Annotated in this window: 27 protein-coding genes, 1 tRNA gene and 2 pseudogenes; 26 read left to right on the forward strand and 4 right to left on the reverse strand. The window is 70.4% G+C overall.

Annotated features, from left to right (window positions below; all coding sequences use genetic code 11):
* Positions 1-122: 122 nt before the first annotated feature.
* Positions 123-596 carry a hypothetical protein gene (locus tag AMK22_RS21260; protein WP_199883285.1) on the forward strand — a complete coding sequence of 158 codons (474 nt, stop codon included), beginning with the start codon at positions 123-125 and terminating at the stop codon, positions 594-596.
* Here AMK22_RS21260 and AMK22_RS21265 read toward each other — a convergent pair.
* Positions 583-3054: a tyrosine-type recombinase/integrase gene (locus AMK22_RS21265; protein WP_242434083.1), complete on the reverse strand. Its 2472-nt coding sequence runs from the start codon at positions 3052-3054 to the stop codon at positions 583-585. The two genes, AMK22_RS21260 and AMK22_RS21265, sit on opposite strands and share 14 nt — an antisense overlap.
* Positions 3041-4219 carry a tyrosine-type recombinase/integrase gene (locus tag AMK22_RS21270; RefSeq protein ID WP_338014182.1) on the reverse strand — a complete coding sequence of 393 codons (1179 nt, stop codon included), beginning with the start codon at positions 4217-4219 and terminating at the stop codon, positions 3041-3043. Before AMK22_RS21270 ends, AMK22_RS21265 begins: the two co-directional genes overlap by 14 nt.
* 86 nt (positions 4220-4305) lie before the next feature.
* Between AMK22_RS21270 and AMK22_RS42400 the strand changes: the two are divergent.
* From AMK22_RS42400 to AMK22_RS21345, 21 genes and pseudogenes are all read left to right on the forward strand, one after another.
* A pseudogene (locus tag AMK22_RS42400) lies at positions 4306-4453 on the forward strand (hypothetical protein); the annotation flags it as partial.
* 190 nt (positions 4454-4643) lie between these two features.
* On the forward strand, positions 4644-4778 hold the full coding sequence (locus AMK22_RS41840) for a hypothetical protein (protein ID WP_274535434.1): 135 nt from the start codon (positions 4644-4646) through the stop codon (positions 4776-4778).
* A 26-nt stretch (positions 4779-4804) separates the two neighbouring features.
* Positions 4805-4969 (forward strand): hypothetical protein, encoded by a 165-nt coding sequence (locus AMK22_RS39575; protein WP_158072069.1) that lies wholly within the window; start codon positions 4805-4807, stop codon positions 4967-4969.
* Positions 4970-5229: 260 nt separating this feature from the next.
* A complete protein-coding gene (locus AMK22_RS21280; protein ID WP_073787286.1) occupies positions 5230-5493 on the forward strand; it encodes a DUF6284 family protein in 264 nt (87 codons plus the stop codon).
* Positions 5490-5654, forward strand: a complete 165-nt coding sequence (locus AMK22_RS39580) for a hypothetical protein (RefSeq protein ID WP_158072070.1) — start codon at positions 5490-5492, stop codon at positions 5652-5654. The genes AMK22_RS21280 and AMK22_RS39580 overlap by 4 nt, the downstream gene beginning before the upstream one ends.
* Positions 5647-5931 carry a hypothetical protein gene (locus AMK22_RS21285; protein ID WP_073787288.1) on the forward strand — a complete coding sequence of 95 codons (285 nt, stop codon included), beginning with the start codon at positions 5647-5649 and terminating at the stop codon, positions 5929-5931. The genes AMK22_RS39580 and AMK22_RS21285 overlap by 8 nt, the downstream gene beginning before the upstream one ends.
* A complete protein-coding gene (locus AMK22_RS21290) occupies positions 5928-7229 on the forward strand; it encodes a hypothetical protein (RefSeq protein WP_073787290.1) in 1302 nt (433 codons plus the stop codon). Before AMK22_RS21285 ends, AMK22_RS21290 begins: the two co-directional genes overlap by 4 nt.
* Positions 7226-7705, forward strand: a pseudogene (locus AMK22_RS42095) (DNA cytosine methyltransferase); the annotation flags it as partial. The gene AMK22_RS21290 and the pseudogene AMK22_RS42095, both read left to right, overlap by 4 nt.
* A 130-nt stretch (positions 7706-7835) precedes the next feature.
* Complete coding sequence (locus AMK22_RS42100; RefSeq protein ID WP_338014184.1) at positions 7836-8357, forward strand: hypothetical protein; 522 nt, start codon at positions 7836-7838, stop codon at positions 8355-8357.
* Positions 8358-8380: 23 nt separating this feature from the next.
* Complete coding sequence (locus AMK22_RS42105; protein ID WP_338014183.1) at positions 8381-8542, forward strand: hypothetical protein; 162 nt, start codon at positions 8381-8383, stop codon at positions 8540-8542.
* A gap of 130 nt (positions 8543-8672) precedes the next feature.
* Positions 8673-8864 (forward strand): hypothetical protein, encoded by a 192-nt coding sequence (locus tag AMK22_RS21300; RefSeq protein ID WP_073787292.1) that lies wholly within the window; start codon positions 8673-8675, stop codon positions 8862-8864.
* Entirely contained in the window at positions 8861-9229 is a 369-nt protein-coding gene (locus AMK22_RS21305) for a DUF6251 family protein (RefSeq protein ID WP_073787294.1), read from the forward strand. Before AMK22_RS21300 ends, AMK22_RS21305 begins: the two co-directional genes overlap by 4 nt.
* A gap of 16 nt (positions 9230-9245) precedes the next feature.
* Positions 9246-9434, forward strand: a complete 189-nt coding sequence (locus AMK22_RS21310) for a hypothetical protein (protein ID WP_073787296.1) — start codon at positions 9246-9248, stop codon at positions 9432-9434.
* 74 nt (positions 9435-9508) lie between these two features.
* Positions 9509-9829, forward strand: coding sequence for a hypothetical protein (locus tag AMK22_RS21315; RefSeq protein WP_073787298.1), 321 nt, complete (start codon positions 9509-9511; stop codon positions 9827-9829).
* 100 nt (positions 9830-9929) lie between these two features.
* Positions 9930-10631, forward strand: coding sequence for an NUDIX domain-containing protein (locus AMK22_RS42405; protein ID WP_443333310.1), 702 nt, complete (start codon positions 9930-9932; stop codon positions 10629-10631).
* 29 nt (positions 10632-10660) lie between these two features.
* Positions 10661-12826, forward strand: a complete 2166-nt coding sequence (locus tag AMK22_RS21325) for an FtsK/SpoIIIE domain-containing protein (protein ID WP_073787300.1) — start codon at positions 10661-10663, stop codon at positions 12824-12826.
* A gap of 219 nt (positions 12827-13045) precedes the next feature.
* Positions 13046-13198, forward strand: coding sequence for a hypothetical protein (locus AMK22_RS39585; protein ID WP_158072071.1), 153 nt, complete (start codon positions 13046-13048; stop codon positions 13196-13198).
* Between the two features lie 90 nt (positions 13199-13288).
* Positions 13289-14149 carry a DNA primase gene (locus tag AMK22_RS21330; protein ID WP_073787301.1) on the forward strand — a complete coding sequence of 287 codons (861 nt, stop codon included), beginning with the start codon at positions 13289-13291 and terminating at the stop codon, positions 14147-14149.
* A gap of 3 nt (positions 14150-14152) precedes the next feature.
* Positions 14153-15625, forward strand: a complete 1473-nt coding sequence (locus AMK22_RS21335; protein WP_073787302.1) for an ATP-binding protein — start codon at positions 14153-14155, stop codon at positions 15623-15625.
* A 471-nt stretch (positions 15626-16096) separates the two neighbouring features.
* Positions 16097-16294: a helix-turn-helix domain-containing protein gene (locus AMK22_RS21340; protein ID WP_073787303.1), complete on the forward strand. Its 198-nt coding sequence runs from the start codon at positions 16097-16099 to the stop codon at positions 16292-16294.
* Positions 16294-17439, forward strand: a complete 1146-nt coding sequence (locus AMK22_RS21345) for a site-specific integrase (protein ID WP_073787304.1) — start codon at positions 16294-16296, stop codon at positions 17437-17439. The genes AMK22_RS21340 and AMK22_RS21345 overlap by 1 nt, the downstream gene beginning before the upstream one ends.
* A gap of 63 nt (positions 17440-17502) precedes the next feature.
* On the opposite strand, the gene AMK22_RS21350 is transcribed toward AMK22_RS21345, so the two are convergent.
* A tRNA-Val gene (locus tag AMK22_RS21350) sits at positions 17503-17577 on the reverse strand.
* A gap of 321 nt (positions 17578-17898) precedes the next feature.
* Between AMK22_RS21350 and AMK22_RS21355 the strand changes: the two genes are divergently transcribed.
* The 4 genes from AMK22_RS21355 (at position 17899) to AMK22_RS21370 (ending at position 21451) form a co-directional block, all read left to right on the forward strand.
* Entirely contained in the window at positions 17899-18672 is a 774-nt protein-coding gene (locus tag AMK22_RS21355; RefSeq protein WP_073787305.1) for a DUF4097 family beta strand repeat-containing protein, read from the forward strand.
* Positions 18673-18743: 71 nt separating this feature from the next.
* A complete protein-coding gene (locus AMK22_RS21360; protein ID WP_199883288.1) occupies positions 18744-20204 on the forward strand; it encodes a hypothetical protein in 1461 nt (486 codons plus the stop codon).
* Positions 20205-20492: 288 nt separating this feature from the next.
* Positions 20493-21080, forward strand: coding sequence for a DUF4383 domain-containing protein (locus AMK22_RS21365; RefSeq protein WP_079186317.1), 588 nt, complete (start codon positions 20493-20495; stop codon positions 21078-21080).
* 143 nt (positions 21081-21223) lie between these two features.
* A complete protein-coding gene (locus tag AMK22_RS21370; RefSeq protein WP_073787306.1) occupies positions 21224-21451 on the forward strand; it encodes an FmdB family zinc ribbon protein in 228 nt (75 codons plus the stop codon).
* 106 nt (positions 21452-21557) lie between these two features.
* On the opposite strand, the gene AMK22_RS21375 is transcribed toward AMK22_RS21370, so the two are convergent.
* A complete protein-coding gene (locus AMK22_RS21375) occupies positions 21558-22217 on the reverse strand; it encodes an O-methyltransferase (RefSeq protein ID WP_073787307.1) in 660 nt (219 codons plus the stop codon).
* Between the last annotated feature and the right edge of the window lie 254 nt (positions 22218-22471).

The raw sequence follows: 22471 nt of genomic DNA on the forward strand, positions 1-22471 counted from the left end.
CCCCTACCGCACCGAACTGCCCCTGCGGGTGCTGACCGAGCCGGACTGGGACCCCTTTCTCGACGCGGTCGCCGCCCGCCCCGGTCACCTGGCCGCGCTGCGGTTGCCGGGGGTGCTCGGTGATGCCGGTCGAGCAGGTCGCGATTCTGGCGACGTTCGGTGTGGTGTGGGCGGTGCTTTCGGTTGGCCACAATCTGGCGGATCACGTGTTCGGGCAGAGCGACCACCAGGCCGCGAACAAGGGAGCCCCGTCAGCGGCTGAGGTTGCCGACGGAGTGAGCCCGCGACGAGGCTGGGGCTCCTGCCTGGCGCACGTTGCCCAGTACCACCTGGTCATGGCGGTACTGGTTGCGCTGGCGTGGCTGGCCCTCCCGCTGTCCCTGTCCTGGACTGGGCTGGTGGCCGGGCTGATCGTCTCGGCGGTGACGCACGCGTTCTTCGACCGGCGGTGGCCGGTGCGCTGGTTGTTGCAGCACACCGGCTCGCCGGACTTCGCGGAGCTGAGGGCGGCCGGGATGAACGGGATGTACTTGACCGATCAGGCCCTGCATCAGAGTGCGCTTCTGGTGTCCGCGCTGCTGATCACCCGTCTGTGACCTGTGGATTCTGATGAGGAACCACAGGAATGCCGAGCGAGACGGGGCTGGTCCGCTGGATGCGTCGGGCCTGGTCCCGCTTGCTTCGCAGGAAGGTGAGGGTGAGGTCGAGTCCCTCGACCTCACCCCGCCAGTCCTCGTCGATCGCTCGACGGCGGCGAGTGACGAGGTCCTCCTCCAGCTCATCGAGCCGGGGCAGCATCTTCGGGTTGATGCTCAGCATCGGGCAGCGGACGCACGCGTGTTCGTGAGCGCAAGGGGTGCCGTAGGGCCGACCGCAGGAGCCCAGCTCGACGCGCCGCTTGTCGAAGTGGTCCTGGAAGTCGTCCCACTCGGTGGGGGTGGGCTCGCGGTATTCGTCTGCGGGCCGCTCGGCCCGGCGCTGGGCAAGGAACTGCTGGTAGTGGCTGATCACGTCTTCTTCGAAGACCGCGACGTAGCCGCGGGTGGTCTGGATGTTCAGGTGACCGAGGAGTGCGGCGCCGATATGAATGGGAAGCCCGTTGTTGACCAGCTCGGTCGCGAACAGTCTGCGGAAGTCCTGGGGCGAGAACTTGATGTCCGCGAACTCCGGGTGAGTGGTGGACGCGAGTTCCTCGGTGGCCCGGCGGATCATGCGCCAGACGCTGGTGGTCGACATGCCGCGCTGAGTGCCGCTGTGAAGGGTCTGGAACAGGAACGGCATCTTCTCGCTCCAGACGCATTCGTGCAGGTCGTAGCGCTGGCAGACCGGGACGGTGCCGTTCTCGTCGCGGTGGCGGCGGATGACCTGGGCCAGGACGTGGAACAGCTCGGCCGACATCGGGATGACGCGTTCGCGGTCGCTCTTGGAGGGGCTGACGACCAGCAGGGCCACGACCTCGCCGCTGGGCCGCTGGTATTGCCGGATGCTCAGGTGGGTCAGCTCGACCAGTTCCTCGGCTCTCAGGCCGGCCAGCCGCAGGGTCTCGATGATCGCCCACTGCCAGAACGCGAGGTTCTCCAGGACGGAGATCCTCATCAGTTCGCCGGTTGTGCGGTTGACGGCCCGGACCGGGGGGCGGGCGTGCTTCTCCTGGGTGGAGACCCGCAGCCAGGTCGTGCCCTCGAAGGTGAACTCCTCGCCCTCCGGGACGTTCTTCGCGGTCGTCATCATGTCCCGCAGCCGGTGCCAGGTGTCGTTGACGTGCTGGGACAGGATCGGCAGCAGCGGCTGGCGGGCCCGGGTCCGGCCGGCGGTCCGTTCCTGGATCTTGCGTCTGCGCAGGTGGAACCAGCGCAGGTCAGAATCCCGGACCGGGTTCGGCGCCACCCAGACCGCCCAGCGTTCCGGCTCGGCGACCGCCCAGGTGTGAAGGTCCAGATAGAGGGCTCGGACGGCCAGCAGGGGGGCATCGACGGCCAGGCGGGGCTTGCCGTTGGGCAGCACCATCAGCCATTCCTTCCACTGCTGGAAGGTCTCCTCCGAGAGGTGCAGGTCCGTCTGGTCTGGGTTGATCTCCTCGATCTGCTTCCACCACAGCTTCGCCAGGTTGTGAATGACGTTCCGGCGGGTGGAGTAGTCCTGTCCGACGCATCGGCGGTGGAGGTAGTCGACCAGGAGGTCCCGGACGGCCTGGTTGCGCAGGCGGAGGCGGTCCACGAGTTCCTCGGTCGTCTGCTGTCCGCGGGTGACCGCCCCGCGCAGGGTGCGGGGAACGGACTCGGGGAAGTGGCCCATGTCGTGCAGGATCGGCCAGGCCAGCGTCCCGGAGAAGGACCCCGACCGGATGTCCTCGCCGGCCAGGCCGTGGGTGCGGCATTCGACGGCGTAGTGCAGCAGGGCCTCGGCCGTCAGGTCGCGGAACTCGATCCCGAACACGGTCAGCGCGGAGACGACGTCGAGCCGGGCCTTGGCCTGGCGGGGCACCGAGACGGGAACGGCCTCGGTGCGACGGGCGAACTCTTCCAGCTTCGGGTCCGCGGCCAGGCTGCGGAACCAGATCGCGTAGCGGGGGAACTTGTAGGACTTCAGGCCGAACAGGCTCGGCCGGACGACTCGCGCGGCGAAGAGCAGGGCGACCCCGGCAAGGACGATCTGCCTGAACGAGTTCGACCGGCCTTCGGCGATCACGGTGGCCGGGCGGTCCCGCTCGTTGAAGCCTGCTGCCTCCCATCGCTCCTGCCAGGTCTGGCCGGGGAAGGTGTCCAGGTGGGCGAGGAGGTGTCCGACCCCGCGGCGGAAGTCACTGACCCGCGAGGGGCCGACGTCTCGCTCGAAGTGGCGGCAGATGGCGTCGACGACGTCCTGGGCCGAGGCACGGGACAGGTCTCCGAGCGGCTGCGGCGGGCGGGCCGGGATGGGCGGTGGCGCCGGGAGGATCGCCGTGGGCGCGAGGACGATCCGTTCCTCGGGCGCCGTCTCGGCGGTGTGCCGGTGGACCCGGTTGGTCGTCGGGCCCTTGATGCGGAAGCTGTTGCCGACCTTACTTCCCGGCACCGAACACCGCCTCGACGTCATCGGAGGCGTACTTCTGCGTCCAGGCGGTGGGCTGCGGCGGGCGGCTGTAGTGCTCGGCGAGCTTGTCGATCAGGTCGTCCAGGCCGACCGTCGTGTAGAGGGCGGTGGTGGTGATATGCGCATGTCGCAGGATCGACTGCACTTCCACCAGCGTCAGCTTCGGGTCCCTGGCCATCCGCGTCGCGGCAGTGTGCCGCAGATCGTGGAGGGTCCAGTTCAGCCCGAGTTTCTCGTCTGCCCGCTGGATGATCCGCCGGGCCGCCCAGTAGGTCAGCGGCCTGGACTCACCTCGTCGGGTCCGCCAGATCACACCGCCCGCATCCGGCAGGCCGCCTTCCTCCAGGTAGACGGCGAGGTAGGCCAGGGCCTCCGGGGAGACCGGAACTGGCTGCCGTTCCCGGGTGCCTTTGGAGATCACCCAGAGCTGTCCCTTGGTCCAGTCGATGTCGCCGAGCTGGACGCCCAGCAGTTCCGAAGCGCGGGCGCCGGAGGTGACGTAGCAGGCGAGCAGAGCGCGGTCCCGGGCGCATCGCATCTGGCTGAAGAGGTCGTTCCACTGCTGGTCAGGGATCGCCTTCGGCCTACGGACCGGAACTTTCGGCCGGAGCCGGCCACGGCGGAACTGGCCCCGGATCTCGTCCGGTGCCCGGTGGGCGAGCGAGGCCCGGCGGGCTCGGTTCTCCGGGACCGGATTGATCGCGGGCCCGCGGCCGTAGTGCAGGTGGAAGGCGTAGAAGCCGTGGATCACCGACAGGTTGTGCGCGATCGTCGCCGGTGCGTAGCCCGAGCGGAGCGTCTGTTTGCCGGTCTTCGGGTTCACCGTCCCCGCCGCGTACTGGCCTTGACGCCGCTGGCGCTGCGGATTGCCCGCAGACCTGAGCCAGCCCACCAGAACCGCGGCCTCCGACTCGGTGGCTTGCTCCCACCCGGTGTCCACGGCCCACAGCACGCGAAACCAGCGAAGCAGATCGTACGCGTAGCTCCGGCAGGTCAGCGGGCTGACGTCGCCCAGCATCCGGTCCAGCAGATAGCTGCTGACCGATGGGATCGGCCGGTCAGCCCCGTCGATCACCACCCACGGAAGCGAATCTCTCTCCCCGGCGACCACCACCCCGATCTGGGGCAGCCGTACACGCCCATCCATTACGTCCCTATGAACCCTGGAGGTCTCATGTCGCATCACGCCGCGATCTTCGACAGCCCCCATCGCCAAGTCGATTCGATCACCAACCGGACATCGACGCCCGGTTCGAGCGGCTCTACGGCTACCTCAACGACGACCTCACCCGACGAAGGCCGACCATCGGCCTGGCACTCGAACTCTGCGGGCTGCCCGCCGCGAGCTCCGGCCGCTTCCGGTTCTCGTCGTCCGCCCCGCNCCGGCAGGTCAGCGGGCTGACGTCGCCCAGCATCCGGTCCAGCAGATAGCTGCTGACCGATGGGATCGGCCGGTCAGCCCCGTCGATCACCACCCACGGAAGCGAATCTCTCTCCCCGGCGACCACCACCCCGATCTGGGGCAGCCGTACACGCCCATCCATTACGTCCCTATGAACCCTGGAGGTCTCATGTCGCATCACGCCGCGATCTTCGACAGCCCCCATCGCCAAGTCGATTCGATCACCAAGTTGGTGCAGTCAATTGACCAGTCCTGGCATCTGCTGTGGCTCGGTGTCGCCGCGCTCCTGATCGCAACCGTCTAACCCACTCCACCGCTGGAAGGAACCCCATGAAGATCTTCGGATTCGTCCAGGACAAGACGACCGGCACCACCCACCGCGCTCCCCTGCCCGACGACGTCCAGGAGCGGGCCGAGACGGTCACCCTCAGCGGCGGCCAGTCCTGGACCGACGCCAAGGGCCGCACCTACACGACCGGGTCTGACGAGGACTGACCCCCGGGCACGACCTCTCCGCGGCTCACTGCTGCGGCCGGTTGCCTCCCCTGCCCGTCCAGCCCTCTCGTGGCTGTACGGGCGGGGCCGAGGGGAGCCGGACTCCCGGACGACTCCATTGCTGTGGACAGGTACCGCACGGCGGGTCCGGTGTTGCAGCGCCGGACCCGCACCCCACACACCCCATAACGGCCGCAGCCCCGGTGCTGGAACACCGGGGCTGCTCTTCGGGCCGTTCCTCTCTGGAAGGAACACACCCAATGAAGCACATCGTCACACTTCAGGCCGCTGTTACGGTCCCTCCGCCCGGCGGCGGGCCGTCGGCTGCTGATCTGGCTGCGATCGAGCGGGAGATGCCGCTCATCTCGGCGGAGGTCGAGTTGCTGGACGTGCAGATCGCGTTGCTGGACCGGGCTCCGTCCGAGCTGGACGAGCGCCGCATCCGCCGGGCCCGGAACCGGGTCATGGCGGCCCGTCGGGACCTGACCAACCGCGCCGAGCCGCTGATGGGCGGTGCCGCATGAACCTGATCGCTTTCTGGTTCCTGGCCCTGGTCTGCATCGCCGTAGAGGTCCTGGGCCTGGTCATCGGCCGTCAGGACGTCCACTACGCCGGGGCCCTGGCTGCGGCCGGTGTGGTCGCCGTGCACCTCCTCCTCACCCGTGCGGAGGGACGTCATGAGTAACACCGGTCTGGATGAGGCGGTCAGGGATCTGCTGGCCGCTGTCGTCGCCGCCCTGGATCTGCCCCTGCCGACGATCGACGCGGCGGACGAGCGTGCTCACCACCGTCTCCTTGAGCTGCGTGCTCTGGACGTGCGCGTCGTGCTCGACGTGCTGGCCCGCTCCCCGCACTACCCGGGGGCTGTCGCGGATAGCGCGGCGGAGGTTCGGCGCCGCACCGAGAGGGAGCCCATCGACTACGCCCCGTTCGTGCTCCGCGAGGAAGAGGCGACGGGATGAGTACCTACGCCGAGGAGATGCGCGCGGCCCGGGCCGCCGATGCCGAGCAGCGCCGTATCGACCTGACCGCCGCCGACAACCGCCGTATCGAGCGGGAGAAAGCGGCAGACGAGCGTGCGGCACGGCTCCGCGCTGAGAAGCGGGCTGAGAAGGACCGGGCCAGGCAGGACCGGGCCGCGCGGCGAGCGGCCCGCGGCGCGGCACTGACCGCGGGCAACGTGTACCGCAAGGGCACCCTCGCCCTGGTCACCGCGTCCGCGCTGGGATCCCTGCCCGCGCAGGTACTGCACTTCGTCAGCATCTCCCCGATGCTGCTCCCGCTCCCGTTGGCGATCGAGGGAGCGGCGTGGGTGATGGCGGCCGGTGTCGCCTACGCCGACGAACGTCATCTGCCGGGCTGGGTGCGCTGGTTCCTGCGGGCCCTCGTGGTCGCCGCGGCCGGGTTCGCCGCGTCCGTCAACTACGACTACGGCACGCACCTTCCGGGCCTGTCCGAGGCGAACGCGCGGGCCGCAGGCGTCGGGCTAGCGGCGGTGACCCTGCTCGGCCCGGTCCTGTTCGAGATCCGGCAGTGGGTGACCACCCTCTCGGCGGCCTCCGGTGACGCCGAGGACAGGGCGCGGCGCAAGCACGAGCGCACGCGCCGCCGCCAGCACCGCTCGGTTGCCCGGCTGGCTGACCGGCTGGTGTCCGCCGCGCCGTTCGGCGAGGTGTCGTTCGAGGACGCGTTCACCCGCGCGTGGGAGATCGAGACGGGCACGGCCACCCCTGGCATGACCCCCGCGCTTCACCGGCGCGCGGCCCGGTCGAACGCCGCTCTCGCGCAGGCCCGGCACCCGTCCGCGGGGCGGTCCCGGGCGGGAGCGTGGTGGGGGGGCCGGTGGCGGGGCACCCCGGTGCCGGTGCCCGCCCTGGTGTCGCACCCTGCCGAGGGTGCCCCGGATGCCGCTCCGGAGGTGACCGAGCCCCCGGCCCCGGCCGAGGTCCCGTCTCCTGCCCCCGAAGCGGTATCCACGCTGGTCATCTGCGGTGACCGGCAGGTGTGGCCCCTGGTGGTCCCCCCGCTGGACACCGATGAGGGGGTGCCCGATGACAAGGGCGGGAGGTTGCCGACCGACGCGGCAGCGTCCGTGATCCGTGCCTGCTGGATGACGGGCACCCCGGTTCCGGAAACCGCCCGCCAGGCCACCCGCAGCACCTCGTACGTGAAGAGGGTGTTCAAGCGCCTGGAGACCGACAGGGGCCCGCGGCCCTCACCCGGCCAACTCGCCCTCGTCCCCTCGGAGGAGTCCGCGTGAGCAACCTGCGCATCGGGTCGGTCTGCAGCGGCTACCGAGGCTTGGACATGGCCGTCGAAGCCGTCTTCGGCGGGACCACCGCATGGGTCTCCGACATCGACCCCGGCGCGAACCGCATCCTCGCCCACCACTGGCCGGACGTCCCGAACCTCGGCGACATCACCACCACCGACTGGTCCGCCGTCGAACCGGTGGACATCTTCTGCGGCGGCTACCCCTGCCAGCCGTTCAGCCTCGCTGGCCACCTGAAAGGAACGGATGATGAACGACACATCTGGCCCCACATTGCCCGTGCCCTTGGGGTTCTACGACCCCGACTCGCAATCTTTGAGAACGTCGCAAACCACCTTCGACTTGGGTTTGCCGACGTCCTCGCCGACCTTGCCCGCCTCGGGTTCGATGCGGAGTGGCGCCTTGTACGTGCGTCGGAGGTCGGCGCTGCCCACCAACGCAATCGGCTCATCGTCCTTGCCTGGTCTACCGACGCCGCGAGCTCGGGACGGAAAAGGGAAGGGCTACCCGGATGGCCTGCCGTCCGTGGTGTCGCTACTGCCGACACCGACAGTGTCCGAAGCAACAGGTCCAGGGCATGCGGCGGATGGCGGAATGAACCTGAGGCACGTCATCTCGCTCCTGCCCACGCCGCGGGCGTCGGAGAACGAGAACCGACAAACGAAGCGGACTCCGTCACAGATCGCGGGGACGCACGGCAAGTGCCTGGCGGCCGAGGTCTGCGAACTCCTGCCGACACCGGTCGTGGCGGACGCACGGGACACGGCGAACTTCAGGCCGGACGGGACGCCGTACGGCCAGGGGTACGGCAAGACGCTGACGGATGCCGCACGGCTCCTGCCGACGCCGACAGCGACGCCGTACGGGAACAACCAGTCGGACAGCCCCGGCGCAGCGGTACGGCCATCGCTGAACTCCCTTGCTCCGTCGCTTCTGGCCACGCCGCGGGCGACGGACGGGGAGAAGGGCGGGCCGAACCAGCGTGGGAGCAAGGGCGATCTGACGTTGCCCTTGGCGGCGCACCGAATTGGGGCGGGTACGGCCCGGCGATCGCCCGGTGGGAGCACGTCCTCGGACGCCCCGCACCGAGCCCAACTAACGATCTGGGACGCCTGAACCCAGTCTTCGTCGAATGGCTCATGGGTCTGCCCACCGGCCACGTCACCGCCGTCCCCGACCTGTCCCGAACCGCACAGCTCAAAGCCCTGGGCAACGGCGTCGTCCCGCAGCAAGCAGTGGCCGCACTACGGCAGTTGGCTGCCCGCCAGGAGCCCGAAACCCGGCTGCCCGAGGCCGCCTGACTCCTACAGCCCCGGAACACGCCGTGAGGGCGCCGGATCGAATCCGGCCCGGGGCACTCACCAGCACAGCCCGCGCCGACGCCGCTTCCCGCCGTCGGCGGCTCATCCCTGCCCGCATCCGAGGAGACCTTTGTCCCGCGACCGTGACAACGAGTTCATCGCCTACATGCAGGCGTTCGAGGCGTCCACGACGCACCTCGGAGCCTGCACCGCCTGCCAGGACGACCAGCCCTGTGACGTAGGCGAGCCGGTCCACTCCGAGTTCATCGCCCGTCAGGACGCCTGGACCAACCGCGTCCGGGCCGAAAGGAAGCAGCCGTGAACAACCTCCCCATCCCCGAGCCGGTCCGGGTGGTGCAGCTCCCGGACGGCACCTACACCTACACCGACCACCTGCCCGCCCCGCAGGTGCCGCCGCAGCAGATCGTGCAGCACATCCACCACGCCCCGCCCGACCGCACCGTTCAGCGCGTCGCGCTCGGGTCCGGAGTCGGGGCCGGCGCGGTAGCCGCGGGCGTGTACTTCGGCCCGCTCCTCGTCGGCGCCCTGACCGCCATCGCCGCCAACCTCGCGTTGCTGGCGTTCCTGGCCGTGGCCCTGGCCTGGGGCGTCGTGACCGTCGTGAAGTCGGTCGGCGGCACGGACGGCCAGGCCGCCGCCAAGTCCCTCACCAAGACGCGCCGCTGACCGGAAGGAATCCCGCATGTTCAAGGCAGGCGACAAGGTGCTGATCGTCGCGTGTGACGACGACCCGCGTGCGATCGGCAGGACCGGCCGCATCGTCGACGAGATCCCGCCCGGTCCGCTGACCGAGGGGCGATGGACGGTGGACCGGATCAGTTGGCTGATCGCTCCCGTGCTGTGCCACACCCACGAACTGCGGCTCGCCTGACGGTTCCCTGTCCGCCCCGGTCACCCCGGGGCGGGCGGGGAGCCGGACAGTCCGGCCCGCCCGAGGAGGACACCGTGGAGAGCTACACCCGAGCCGAGAAGCGCGAGCGTGCCCGCCTGTTCCGCAAGGGCTTCCGGCAGGCCCTCGCGGACTGCGTCGACCCGAAGGTCGAGAAGGCGATCGAGCGGATCGACCAGCGGGCCGCCGAGCGTGGCGCCCAGGAGTTCGCCGCGCTGCTGAAGGTCCAGGCCGACGCCCGTCAGGCCGTCGCGAACGCCAAGGCCACCGAGCGGACCGCCACCCGTGAGGACCGGGCCGCCGCCCGCCAGGCCCGCAAGACCGCCGAGGACCACTTGCGCCGCGCCGAGCGGGCCGTGGCCCGTGCGGAGAGCTGAAGACACCACCCCCGCGCCCGTGTCGTCGGGGCGGCCGGACCCGGCCAAGGAAACCGGCCGCCCCTCACCTCAACCCAGACAACGGAGAGGCACGTTCATCATGACCGAGACCGTCGAGACCATCCGCTACACCGCCGACGTCGTGTGCATCCGGGGGCGCGACGTGCTGCTGATCGAGCGGGGTTGGGACCCGCACGCCGGGATGCTCGCTCTCCCGGGCGGGCACGTCGACCCCGGTGAGACCTCCCGTGCCGCCGCGGCTCGTGAGCTGCTGGAGGAGACCGGGGTGCGCGTCGACGCGGACGGCCTGGTGCAGGTCGGCGTGTGGGACGAGCCGGACCGTGACCCCCGGGGCCGGTACATCACCGCCGCCTACGCGATCGTCGTCCCGGACGACACGACTGCCCAGGCCGGGGACGATGCCGTCGACGCGCGATGGGTACCGCTGGACGCCCTTCCGCAGCTGGCTTTCGACCACGGAGCGATCGTGACGGCCGCGTGGCGGCAGCAGATCGCCGCCGGGTACGCCCGCCAGGTTGAGGCGGAGACCAGCGAGGGCCGGTGCCCCGCCGCGCACCCGTCCGACCCGAGCGCCTGCCCCGGACCGGTCGCCGTCACGGTCGTCGACCGGACCGGGGCAGGGGTGGACGGGTGCGAGCACCACGCCGCGCGCATGCTCGCCAGCCTCACCGGCGCCCGCGTCTACCCCCTGACCCCCGCCGACGGCGACGCGGCCATCCGCACCCACACGGCTGCCGCCGCCCTCCCGCCCTACGCCTGGCGGCAGCCCATCACCCGCTAACCCACCCGATCCAGGCAGGAGTACACCCGATGACCGAACTCGCCGTGGGGGCCGACATGGGCACCCTGCACCACCTCGACGACCACCGCCCCGCCCAGCCGTCCACCGCCACGCCGGTGTCGCTGGTCAAGAACACCCCGGACACCGCGACCGCCCCGGCCGAGCACAAGGTGGAGGCGGTGGACCGGGCGGACAACCCGCTCGCGGACTGGCTGACCGTCCCCGACGTGCCGGTCCTGCCGGTGTGGGCCCGGTCCGCGGCGTCCGTGAAGGCGAACGCCGCCGCCCTGGTCCGGCTGTCGTGGTGGCACGCCCGCTACCACGGTCTGCGGACCCCGAAGTACCTGGTGAAGACCGTGCTGCTGGCGGCCCGTGGTTTCTTCCGTGCCACTGTCGGCCTGTGGCCGACCCTGTCCGCCCAGGACCACAGTGCGGCGGTCAAGGCCCTGCGCGCCCAGGTCAAGACCCGGCCGGAAGACGTCGAGCTGGCGACCCGGTTGCAGATGGCCCACGCGGAACGGACCCGCACCCGCCGTTGGCGGTTCGGGGCCGCCGCCGTCGGGGTGGCCTCGGCCGCGATCGGCTTCATGCTGGTCGACCCCGCGGTCCAGGCCGGAATGGCCACCGCCGTCGTCACCCCGCTCGCCTACCTGGGCCGGGGCAAGGAAACCCGCCTCTTGGACCAGGCCGTCCCGCCCCTGCGGATCGACATGTCCGCCCAGCAGCTCAACGACGCGCTCCGCGCCGCCGGTCTCCTCAAGAGCGGCAAGGGCGACGAGGAAGGACCGCGCGTTTCCTGCTCGATGGGCCCGGTCCGTGACGGCCGCGGCTGGGCCGTGATCTTCGACCTCCCCCGGGGCGGCGGCAAAACCGCCTCCGACGTCCTGGCCAAGCGTGAGGTCATCGCCCAGGAACTCGGGGTGGACGAGATCCAGGTCATCATGTCCCGCGTCCGCGCCGCCAAGGGCGGCAACGCCGGCCGCGTCTCGATGTGGGTCGCGGACGATGACCCCTACCTCGGCACGCCGAACCCGTCCCCCTTCGAGACGGCAGAGCGGTTCTCCATCTGGGAGCCGGTCCCGTTCGGCCAGGACGCCCGCGGCGTCCGCGTGAACATCCCCGTCATGTGGCAGTCGATGTTCTTCGGCGGACTCCCGCGCCGCGGCAAGACGTTCTCCCAGCGACTGCTCACCGCCGCCGGGCTCCTCGACGCGTACGTGCGGCACTACGTCGCCGACGGCAAGGGCGGCGCGGACTGGATGCCCATGAAGGCCGTCGCACACCGCCTGGTCATGGGCGCCGAGGACGACGCGATCGAAGCCCTCAAGGCCATGCTCGCCGAACTCCTCACCGAGATGGAGCGCCGGTTCGCCCTGCTGCGGGATCTGCCTACGTCGGTCTGCCCCGAGGGCAAGCTGACCCCGGACATCGTCGCCAAGTACAACCTGCCGGTCATCTTCGTCACCATCGACGAGTTGCAGGAGTACTTCACCGCGATGGAGAAGGAGGATCGCGAGCAGGTCATCAACGACCTGTGCCGCATCGCCCGCCGCGGCCCGGCCGCCGGGTTCATCAGCAACTTCGCGAGTCAGCGGCCCGACGCCGACAGCGTTCCGACGAAGCTGCGGGAGATCATCACCATCCGCTACTCGACCCAGGTCGTCGACCGGGCCAGCAGTGACATGGTGCTCGGCAAGGGAAAGGCCGCCCAGGGCGCCGACGCCTCCGTCCTGTCCGAGGAGCACAAGGGCGTCGGCGTCCTCGTCACCGGTCCGGCCTCGTACGTGACCGTGCGGGCGGACTACCTCGACGGGCCAAGCTTCGCCGCCCTGTGCCGCAAGGGCCGCACCCTGCGCGAGGCGGCCGGACAGCTCACCGGGGAAGCCGCCGGCGACGTCACCGCCGCCGCCGACGCCGCCGGGATCACCGTGCCCGCGATCGTGTCCGACGCGCTGGAGGTGATGCGGCACAGCCCGCGCATGTTCACCACCGACCTGATCAACGGACTCGTCAACCTCGACGAAGACGTCTACGGCGACTTCAACGCCGAACAGCTCGCCGCCGAGCTGGAGGCCGCCGGAGTGAAGCGCACCAGCAAGCAAGTCAAGATCAGCGGAGCCAACGGAGCCGGGTACCAGCGGCGCGACATCGAAGCCGCCGTCCCCGCCGAAATCCTCCTCAGCACCGGCAGGTAAAGGGCACCCCCACTACCCGGACCCCACCGAACAACCCCTCCACCACCCGTTCCGCAGCCTCCGTGAGGGGCTGCGGAGTAGAGGGGGCCCTTTACCCCGGTCATGGGGCAGGTAAGGGCCCCTGACCTGCAAGGTAAGGCCGGTAAAGGGGGGTGCCCGCCACCCGCCCGCACCCCTCCACAGGCCGGAATCCAGCACCCACACCCCTGAAGGAATCCCATGCCCTACACCCCTGAGCCCGAGTCGATGCCGTGCGGTGAGTCCGGCTGCTACTGCCACGGCGCCGGCCCCGAACACGACCAGTGCGCGTGCGGCTGCGACTGCCCCCGCTGCTGGGACTGCCTCCAGAAGTCCGACAACTGCGACTGCTGACCACCCCGACGCACCAAGGGCGGCCCCCATCTCACGCCAATGAACCGGGGCCGCCCTCATCCAGCACAACTCAGAACTGGAGACCCCAGCATGACTCAACCCACCCCGATCCGGCGAGACCATCGCCGGTCCGCCCTCGACCTGGCGGCAGCCGACGTGCCCGTCCTGCCCCTCCGCGCGGGCAAGCGCCCGGTCGGCAACTGCCCCGACTGCACCGGGAACGCGTGCGGCGGGCGCCCGAACATGAAGGCGCCGGGCTCCTGCCAGTGCCCGCGGCCGTGTCACGGCTGGGCCGCTGCCACCACCAACCCAGCCGTCCTCCGGTCCGCTGCGTGGGCCGAGGCGTGGCGGGAGGCGCACGCGGTCGCCTACCACCCCGGCGGCGCCCGGCTCACCGTCGTCGACCTCGACAACGCCGACGCGATCACCTGGGCCCGCCAGGCACTGCCCGCCACCCGGACCGTGCCCACCACCCGCGGGGAGCACTGGATCTACCTGGGTGCGATGCAGTCCGCGAACGCGGTCCGGCCCAGCGTCGACATCAAGTCCTGTATGCAGTACGCCCGGTGGCTCGGGCCCGGCACCGGCACCATGACCCACCTGCCGGACGCCGTGCGCGCGCTGGTCGTCAAAGAGCCGTCTCCGGTCCGGGCCGCATCGCACGCCGTCACGGCGCCCGTGCCGGCCGGTGGCGGGGAGTGCCGTCACCGCACACCCACCTACCTGGACCGGGGCATCGCCATGGCCGAGCAGCGCATCACCGAGGCCCGCAGCGCGGTGCACAGCACCGTGTACCGGACGTTCCTCGCCGTACTGTCCGCCCACGGCCGGTGCGGCTGCCTCACCGAGGCGCACATGGACCGCCTGTTCGCCGCCGCTCAGGCCAAGGGCGAGGGCCCCCGGCACTGCGCGGTTGCCTGGTCCAACGCCCGCGCCGCGCTGGGGATGTGAGCCATGTCCGAGGACGAGAAGACCCCGGCCCGCGAAGTCATCACCGACTACGCGCAGGCCCATTTTAGGTACTTCCGCACCATCGACGGGGCCGTCTACGCCCAGCGCAACGGCCACCCCGTCGCCCGCCCCATCCGCTCCCAGGGCACGACCGGTAGCCACCGCCAGGAACTCATGGTCGGCCTGTTCAAGGACGGGCTTGGCGTCTTCAACGGAACCGCCTTGAAGGAGGCACTCGACTTGATCGAAGCACTCGCGCTCACCGAGGATGTCCAGCCCGTCCACATTCGCGTCGCCCCCGGGTTCGACGGCGCGACGTGGCTTGACCTGGGCCGCGACGACGGCAAGTCCGTCCGCATCCACCCCACCGGCTGGGACATCCTCACCCCCGACCCCCGCGAGGTCTGCTGGCGCCGCACCCAGCTCACCGGCGAACTCCCCCTTCCGGCCAAGGACACCGACGGCAAGGGCATCGATCTGCTGATGCGGCTGTGCAACTTTACCGATGCCCGCGCCGAGAGTCTCGCCCTGGCCTGGCTGATCGGCTGCCTCGGCCCCGACGTGCCGGTCCCCGCTCCCTTCCTCACCGGCCCGCAGGGCGCGGGCAAGTCCACCGCTGGCAAGATGCTCGTCCGGATCATCGAGGGCATGAGCGGCGACCTCCGTCGGGCCCCGAAGGACGAGGAGAACCTGATCACGGCTGTGGCCGCCGGATGGGTCACCGGCCTGGATAACCTCTCCCACCTCGGCCCGGACCTGTCCGACCTCATGTGCTGCATCGTCACCGGCGCCGAGAACATCAAGCGCGCCCTGTTCACCGATGGCGACGTCGTCCGCGCCCGCTACCGTCGGCCGATGCTGCTGACCGGCATTGACGTCGGCGTCATCCGCCCCGACCTCGCCGAACGCCTCCTCCCCCTCCGCCTGGAACGCCCCCGGGTGCGGCGGACCGAGGCGGAGCTGTGGGCCGACTTCGCCAGGAACCTGCCCGTGATCCTCGGGTCCGTGCTCGACCTGGCCGTCAAGGTCCGCGCGACCGAGGCCGACATCCCCACCGACCTGCGCATGGCCGACTTCGCCCACCTGTGCGCGCAGCTCGACGCCGCCGCCAGCATGGGCGCGCTGGACGCCTACCGCGCCAGCCTGGACGACCTCAACGACGACGTCATCGAAGGCGACCTCCTCGCTCAGACCGTCCTCAAGCACGCCGCCGACATCGACCCGGGCGTGGAGGTCCGGATGACCTCCGCCGAGTGGCTGCACGGCCTCACCCAGCTCTACACCGGTGAGGACTTCCGTCCCCTGCCCAAGGGGTGGCCCACCACCGGCAAGGTCCTCTCCGACCGCCTCAAGCGCCTCCAGCCCGTCCTGGCCGCCCGAGGCGTCCTTGTCGACTGGGGCCGCACCAAGCTCGCCCGCTACATCGAAATGACCCGGCCCAAGCCCCCGCAGGACGAACAGCGCCAGGTGTTCTAGCCCCCGCGCCACGCGGCCCGCCGCACAAGCAAGAGGAGCACCCCTCCCCGGCGCGGGAGGCGGTGCTCCTCTTGTTGTTCGGCGGACGCCGCCCAAAGAACGCGCCGCGACGCGACTCCGCATTCACGCCTTCCAACGCACTACCACAACAGACACCCCTCTCTTTTTTCCTAAGAAAGGGAACGCTGCGTCACCTGCGTCACCAGACGGCCCGAAACACTCCCTGAGCTGCTGCAACGAGGGTGACGCAGAACAACTTCGCCTGCGTCATCCTGCGTCACCTGCGTCACCACGCGCGTCACCGATGACGTATGCCTGCGTCACCGATGACGTACCCCCACGCCTCTGCGTCACCGCAAATCCGCAGCTCAGCACCCGCGAATGACGCAGATGACGCGGTGACGCAGAAATCCGCACCTCGGACAGGCGCGGCCCGGACCACCCCCAAAAGACTCGCCCCTGGAGGCCGCAGTGAGTTCTGCCCTGCCCACCACTCACCGAGCACTCACTGTCCCGGAAGTTATGGACGCGCTCGCCCTCAGCCGGTTCAAGGTCTACGACCTCATCCGCTCACGTCAGCTCAAGAGCATCAAGATCGGCCGATGCCGCAGGGTGCCCGCTGACGCGCTCCGAACCTTTATCGACCACCAGTTGGAGGACGCTGCCTGATGGCACGCAAGAGGAATCCGAACGGCGCCGGCAGCATCTGGCAGCGCAAAGACGGGCGATACGAAGCCCGGGTGTACGTTCCCCAGCCCGACGGCACGCGCAAGCGCAAAACCGTCTACGGGTCCACTTGGGATGAGTGCGACGCCAAGCGACAGGAGTTGGTCCTGCGGGACCGCCAAGGCGTCCCCACCCCCACCCGCTCGGCCAAGCTCTCCGAGTGGTTGCCGTACTGGCTGGACGAGTTCGTCAAGAACGACCGCAAGAAGACGACGTACGCCAAGTACGAGACGCACGTCCGCCGCTACCTGATCCCGCACATCGGCCCCAAGCGCCTGGAGACCCTGGGTGCAGCCGACGTGCGCCGCATGCTCACAGCAGTAACAGCACAGGCGTCGGCAGCCACAGCCAAGGAGTCGCACCGCGTCCTACGCAGCGCGCTCACGGCCGCATGCCGAGAGGAGCTGATCAGCCGGAACGTGGTCAAGCTCGTTCCTGCCCCTCGGGTGCAGTCTCGGGAGCTCAAGCCGTGGGATCTGGACCAGACGACAACCTTCTTGGAGGCTGCGAGGAAGGACCCGCTGTACGCGGCGTTCGTGCTGGCTGTGGCTCTCGGACTGCGGCGAGGAGAGGTCCTGGGGCTGCGCTGGTCAGACATCGATCTGGAGCGTCGCACTCTCACCGTGCGCAACCAGATCCAGCGGGTCCAGAAGGAGCTCTATGCGGACTCCACGAAGAACCGGCGTACCCGTGCCATCCCCGTCCCGCTCATGTGCGTGGCCCCATTGCGTTGGCAGCGCCTACGACAAGCCGCACAGCGCCTCGCGGCAGGGCAGGCGTGGCATGACAGCGATTACGTGTTCACGACTCGCACCGGTCGCACGATCGAGCCGAGAAACCTCAGCCGTTCGTTCGAGCGCATCACAGAGGACGCAGGGCTCCCCCGCATCAGGCTCCACGACGCCCGGCACGGATGCGCCACACTCCTATTCGCCGCAGGTGTACCGGCGCGCGTCGTGATGGAGATTCTGGGTCACTCACAGATCGCCGTCACGATGAACATCTACACCCACGTCTCCGACGACAATCGAAGAGAGGCGATGGGTCACATGGACCGCCTGTTGCGGCGTCGTCGCCCGTCCGACTGAGCGACTGCCGTCAAGAACTACCGTCAACGCCCCCGCAGCGGCTCGCTGCGGGGGCGTTCTGGCTGGTGGGCGCGGACGGTTTCGAACCGCCGACATCTGCTTTGTAAGAGCAGCGCTCTACCCCTGAGCTACGCACCCGTGGATGAACCAACAGGGTACATGGCCGATCGACCACGGTCACAAGCGGTCCCGAGCCGACCGGACGCGGGGCCTGAGCGGTCGTCCCGTCGGCAGTGGCGGCGCGGGGGACGGCAAGTGAGGCTTCGGGCCGGGGCCGGGGCCGGGGCCGAGGCCGGGGCCAGGGCCGGGGCCGGGGCCGGGGCCGGGGCCCAGGTGGTGGGGGGGTTATCCCCACCCCGATCATGGTGGCCGACCGGATTCCGGCGGGTGGGGTCGCCTACGTACGGTGAGGTCACACCGTTGGGGACCACCCGGCGTAACCATGGGGGATGGAACATCGTGACAGTCCGCACTCGTGCTCTCATCGCGTCCGGTGGGGCCCTGCTCCTGGGGCTCGCCGTCAGTGGCTGCGGAAGCTCGGATCCCGGTGACGCGCCCGCCGAGCACAAGTCGTTCGCCCTCGGAGGGGCAACTGGAAAGGCGCTGACCATCGACGCCACCAACACGACGCTGGAACTCACGCCCGCCGATGTGCGCGAGGTAGAGGTGACCCGGCGCGTCGACGGCTGGGTGTTCGCCGGGAGCGGGCCCGAAGCGCAGTGGGGGCTGCGGGACGGCACACTGACCCTCCGGGTGAAGTGCCGGGCCCTGATCAGCGACTGCTCCTCGCGTCACCAGGTGAAGGTGCCGCGTGGCGTGGCGGTGACCGTCGAGGGCGGCAACGGGAAGATCACCGCGTCCGGCTTCGACACGCCCCTCAAGCTGCGCAACAACAACGGCACCGTCACCGTCCGGGACTCCAGCGGGCCGCTCTCGTTGGAGAGCCACAACGGAACCGTCGACGCGGAAGGGATCTCGGCGGCGTCCGTCTCGGCGCAGTGCGACAACGGCAGGATCCGGCTCGGCTTCGCCTCCGCCCCGGACCTCGTCAAGGCCCGCAGCCACAACGGGAGCATCACCATCGGGCTGCCGGGCGGTTCCGTGAAGTACGCGGTGAGCGCCACCGCCCACAACGGAAGGACCTCGGTGGACGTGCCGCGCAGCGACGACAGCTCTCATGTGGTGGAGGCTCGGAGCAACAATGGCCGGATCACGGTTCGAACCGCGAACTGATCGGCCCGTGTGTTCGTCCATACCTGGTGGGACAATGTACCGGGCAGGGCGGAACGGCACGGGAGAGGGATGTGACGGCGACACACGCGCGGCCGCTGGCGAGAGCGGGTGGGGATTCCGCCGTCGGTGACACCACCACCAAGGGCACCACCGCCCGGCGTTCGAACTCCAGGAGTTCCGCCGCCGCACGTTCCGGGGGCAGGGCTCCCGGAACGCTCAGGGACGTTCTCGCGCTGGCTCTGCTCCCGGTACCGCTGCTCGCGGCGGCCCTGCCTGCCGCGTTCGCCGGCGGGGGCACGAGGCGTTGGTTCGGCGGGCGCGGCGGGAACCAGCGCGCCGACGCGCAGGCCGCGAAGGACGCCGCGGCCGCCGCCTTCTACGAGCTGGACACGGCCCAGCGCGATCTGCGGATCTCGATCGAGACGATCACCGCCGTCGACAGTTCGCCCGACGCGCGCAAGGCCGTCGACGACTTCGACGCCCTCGGTCGGCGGATCGACGAGGTCAGCCACCGGTACATCACCGCGGTCGACGCACACGATCTCGACCGGGACGATCTGGAGCCGGCCGTCGCCGCCAGGGCCAGGACGGAACTGACCGCGGCGAAGGACGACCTGGTCCGGGTCAAGGGCGAGCTGGACCGGTTCGCGCGGGGCCTCGGGCCGCTCCTGGGCAAGGCGGAGACGCAGCTCGCCCGGCTCGCGCCGGCCGTGGAGCGGGCACGGCAGGCGCTCCTCGGTGCGAGCAACGCTCTCGACGCGGTGCGGGCGTCCGCGCTGCGAGCGGACGACCTCGCCGCACGGCTGGCGGCCCTCGCCCCCGAGCTGACCAGGCTCAACGAGGGCGCCGGGCGACACGGTGTCCAGGAGACCCTGCAACGCGCCGACCGGGTGATGCGTGATGCCGAGGCGGTACGTGCCGACGCGGACCGGTTGCCCGCACGGGCCGCGGAGATCGACCACCGGCTGGTGTCGCTGCGTACGCGCGCCCAGGCGCTGACGACCCGGGCGGCCTCGGTGGAGCCGGTGCTGAGCGAATTGCGGCGGCGTTTCTCGGCCGCGTGCTGGCAGGACCTCCAACCGGTCCCCGAGCAGGCGGCGGGCAACGTGCGGCAGGCCGAGGAGAAGCTGAAGGAGGCCACCCGGGCGCGGGACGAACAGCGGTGGGCCGACGCCACCTCCCGCCTGAGCACGGCACGCGCACTGCTGAACGCCACGGACGAGGCGGTGTCCATGGCCGGCGACCGGCTGAACCGGCTGAACGACGTGGCCAAGGATCCGCAGCAGGAGATCCAGCGGACCAGGTTCACGATCAGGGACGCCCAGCGTCTGGCCATGGCCGGACGCAACACCCCCGATCCCCGGCACGCCCGCCCGCTGGACGACGCGGTGGCCCGGCTGGAGCGCGCCGTCGCCGGACTCGACGAGCACCACCCGGACTACTGGCACTTCCTCACCGAGACCGAGGCGGTACGGCGCACGGCCGCGCGGGTGGTCTCGGAGATCCGCGAGGAGCGCGGCGCGGGCGCCTGATCCGGACCATCGGAGAGGCGCCTCCCCCGTCCAGCCCGTCCGGCCCGTCCGACCGTGGTTCCCGTCCGCCCAGGGCTCCGTTCAACCGGGGCCCGGTGGTCCGACGGGGTCCGGTGCGCGCGCCGCCTCACGCCCTGGCGCCCTCCCTCGCGCCCCCGTGGCCTCCGGGGGCATACGTGCCCTTCTGGATGCGCACCCGTGCTGATGTACACCTGTGCTGATGTGCACCCGCGCCACCCTCGGCGGATCCTGGGAGTACGTCTGAAGGAGGCACCCAAGGAGGCCGACATGGCCACCCACGCACTGCACGCCACCGGACGCCGGAATCCTCGACGCCGCCGCCCGGGAACCACCCGGTTCGACAAGCACCTCCCGGTCGATTACCGGCTCAACCGCGTCTACCGGGTCGGGGCCGGGCTGATGGGACTGGTGCTGCTCGCCTTCGGGATCCTCGGGCTGATGGACAGGATCGGCTTCTTCAACACCGGAGGCGCCACCGTCGCGGGCCTCAACACGAACGGGGCGCTCAGCGTCCTGTCCATCTGCGTCGGTCTGCTGCTCTTCGCCGGAATGGTCGTCGGCGGCAACTTCGCCTCGACGCTCAACATGATCCTGGGCGTGGCCTTCATCCTCAGCGGCTTCGTCAACCTCGCACTGCTCGACACCCGCTTCAACTTCCTCGCCTTCCACCTCCAGAACGTGCTGTTCAGCTTCGTGGTCGGCCTGATGCTGATGATCTTCGGGATGTACGGGCGGGTCAGCGGCGGGCTCCCTCACAACAACCCGTACTGGCGGGCCCGCCACCCGGAGGAGGTCGAGCGCGAGCTGCGGGAGAGCCGGAGAACGGCGACGATGCCAAGCGTCCACCGCCCCTGACGCACACCCGCACGCCCTTCCGCTCGCTTTTCCGCACGCCTCTCCGTGTGCCCCGTACGCCTGCCCGTGCACCCGCGCCCGCCACCGTCACGGGCCGGAGCCGAGTCCGACCGCCGTCGGCGGGTGCCGGATAGCCTGGGGGCATGCCTCGTTACGAGTACCGCTGCCGCTCCTGCGGAGACACGTTCGAACTCAGCCGTCCAATGGCCCAGTCCTCGGACCCGGCCTCCTGCCCCGCCGGGCACTCCGACACCGTGAAGCTGCTCTCCACCGTCGCCGTGGGAGGGTCGTCCGCCAGGTCGGCAGCACCTGCCGCCCCGTCGGCGGGCGCCGGGGGCGGAGGCTGCTGCGGGGGCGGCTGCTGCGGCTGAGCGCGCTTCGGCGATGCGGTGACACAGCGACGGGGCGGGGGCGCGTGGTACAGCCCCCGCCCCGGATCCGCCCCAGGCCCCCGTTCTCCCGCGTCCGCCCCGGCCCCTAGCGCCTGCGGGAGAGGCTCAGCCCGTCGGACACGGTCAGCATGACGCTGTCCATCCGGGGATCGGCGGCCACGTGATCGTTGAACGCCTGGATCGCCGCCGCACTGCCGGTTGCCCGCGGATCGGTCACCAGACCGTGGAAGAGCACGTTGTCCGCGACGAGGAGGCCACCCGGCCGCATCCGGGGCACCAACTCCTCCCAGTACGCGATGTAGTTGCCCTTGTCCGCGTCCAGGTAGGCGAGGTCGATGTGCGGCTCGGCCGGCATCGCCCGCAGCGTGTCGAGCGCGGGGGCGATACGGAGGTCGATGCGGTCGGCGACTCCGGCCCGCTCCCACGCCTCACGGCCGTAGGCGGTCCACTCCTCCGAGATGTCGCAGGCGATCAGCAGCCCGTCGGCGGGCAGTGCGCGCGCCATCGCCAGGGCGGAGAAGCCGGTGAACGTGCCGACCTCCACGATGTGCCGGGCCCCGGTCAGCCGGACGAGGAAGGCGAGCAGCGGGGCCTGCTCCTCGGCGGACTGCATGCCCGCCTGCTCGGGCAGACGGGCGTACGTGGTCTCGACCAGTTCCCGCTGCACCGCGTCGAGCGGCGGGTTGTGGGCCAGCATGTACGCGTACAGCTCGTCCGTGATCTTGGTCTCGTTGCCCTTGGTCATCACGCGCTCCTGTTCGGTCCCACTGTTCGGCCCCCCGGGTCCTGGGCCTCCCGGACCCCGGACCCCGCCCCCGAGGCTCTTCCGGGCTCCCGGAACTCCCCCGGGCCTGATTCTCCCCGGGCTGCGGATCTTGCCAGGGCCCGTGTGTCCTCCGGGCCCGGCTCTCCGGATCTCCGTGTCCCCCGCGCCGTGCCCCCCGACCGGCGCAGCGCACAAGCGGTGCCGACGCACGCCCCGATACCAGCGCACGCCCC

Source organism: Streptomyces sp. CB01580 (assembly GCF_001905795.1).
Classification (GTDB): Bacteria; Actinomycetota; Actinomycetes; order Streptomycetales; family Streptomycetaceae; genus Streptomyces.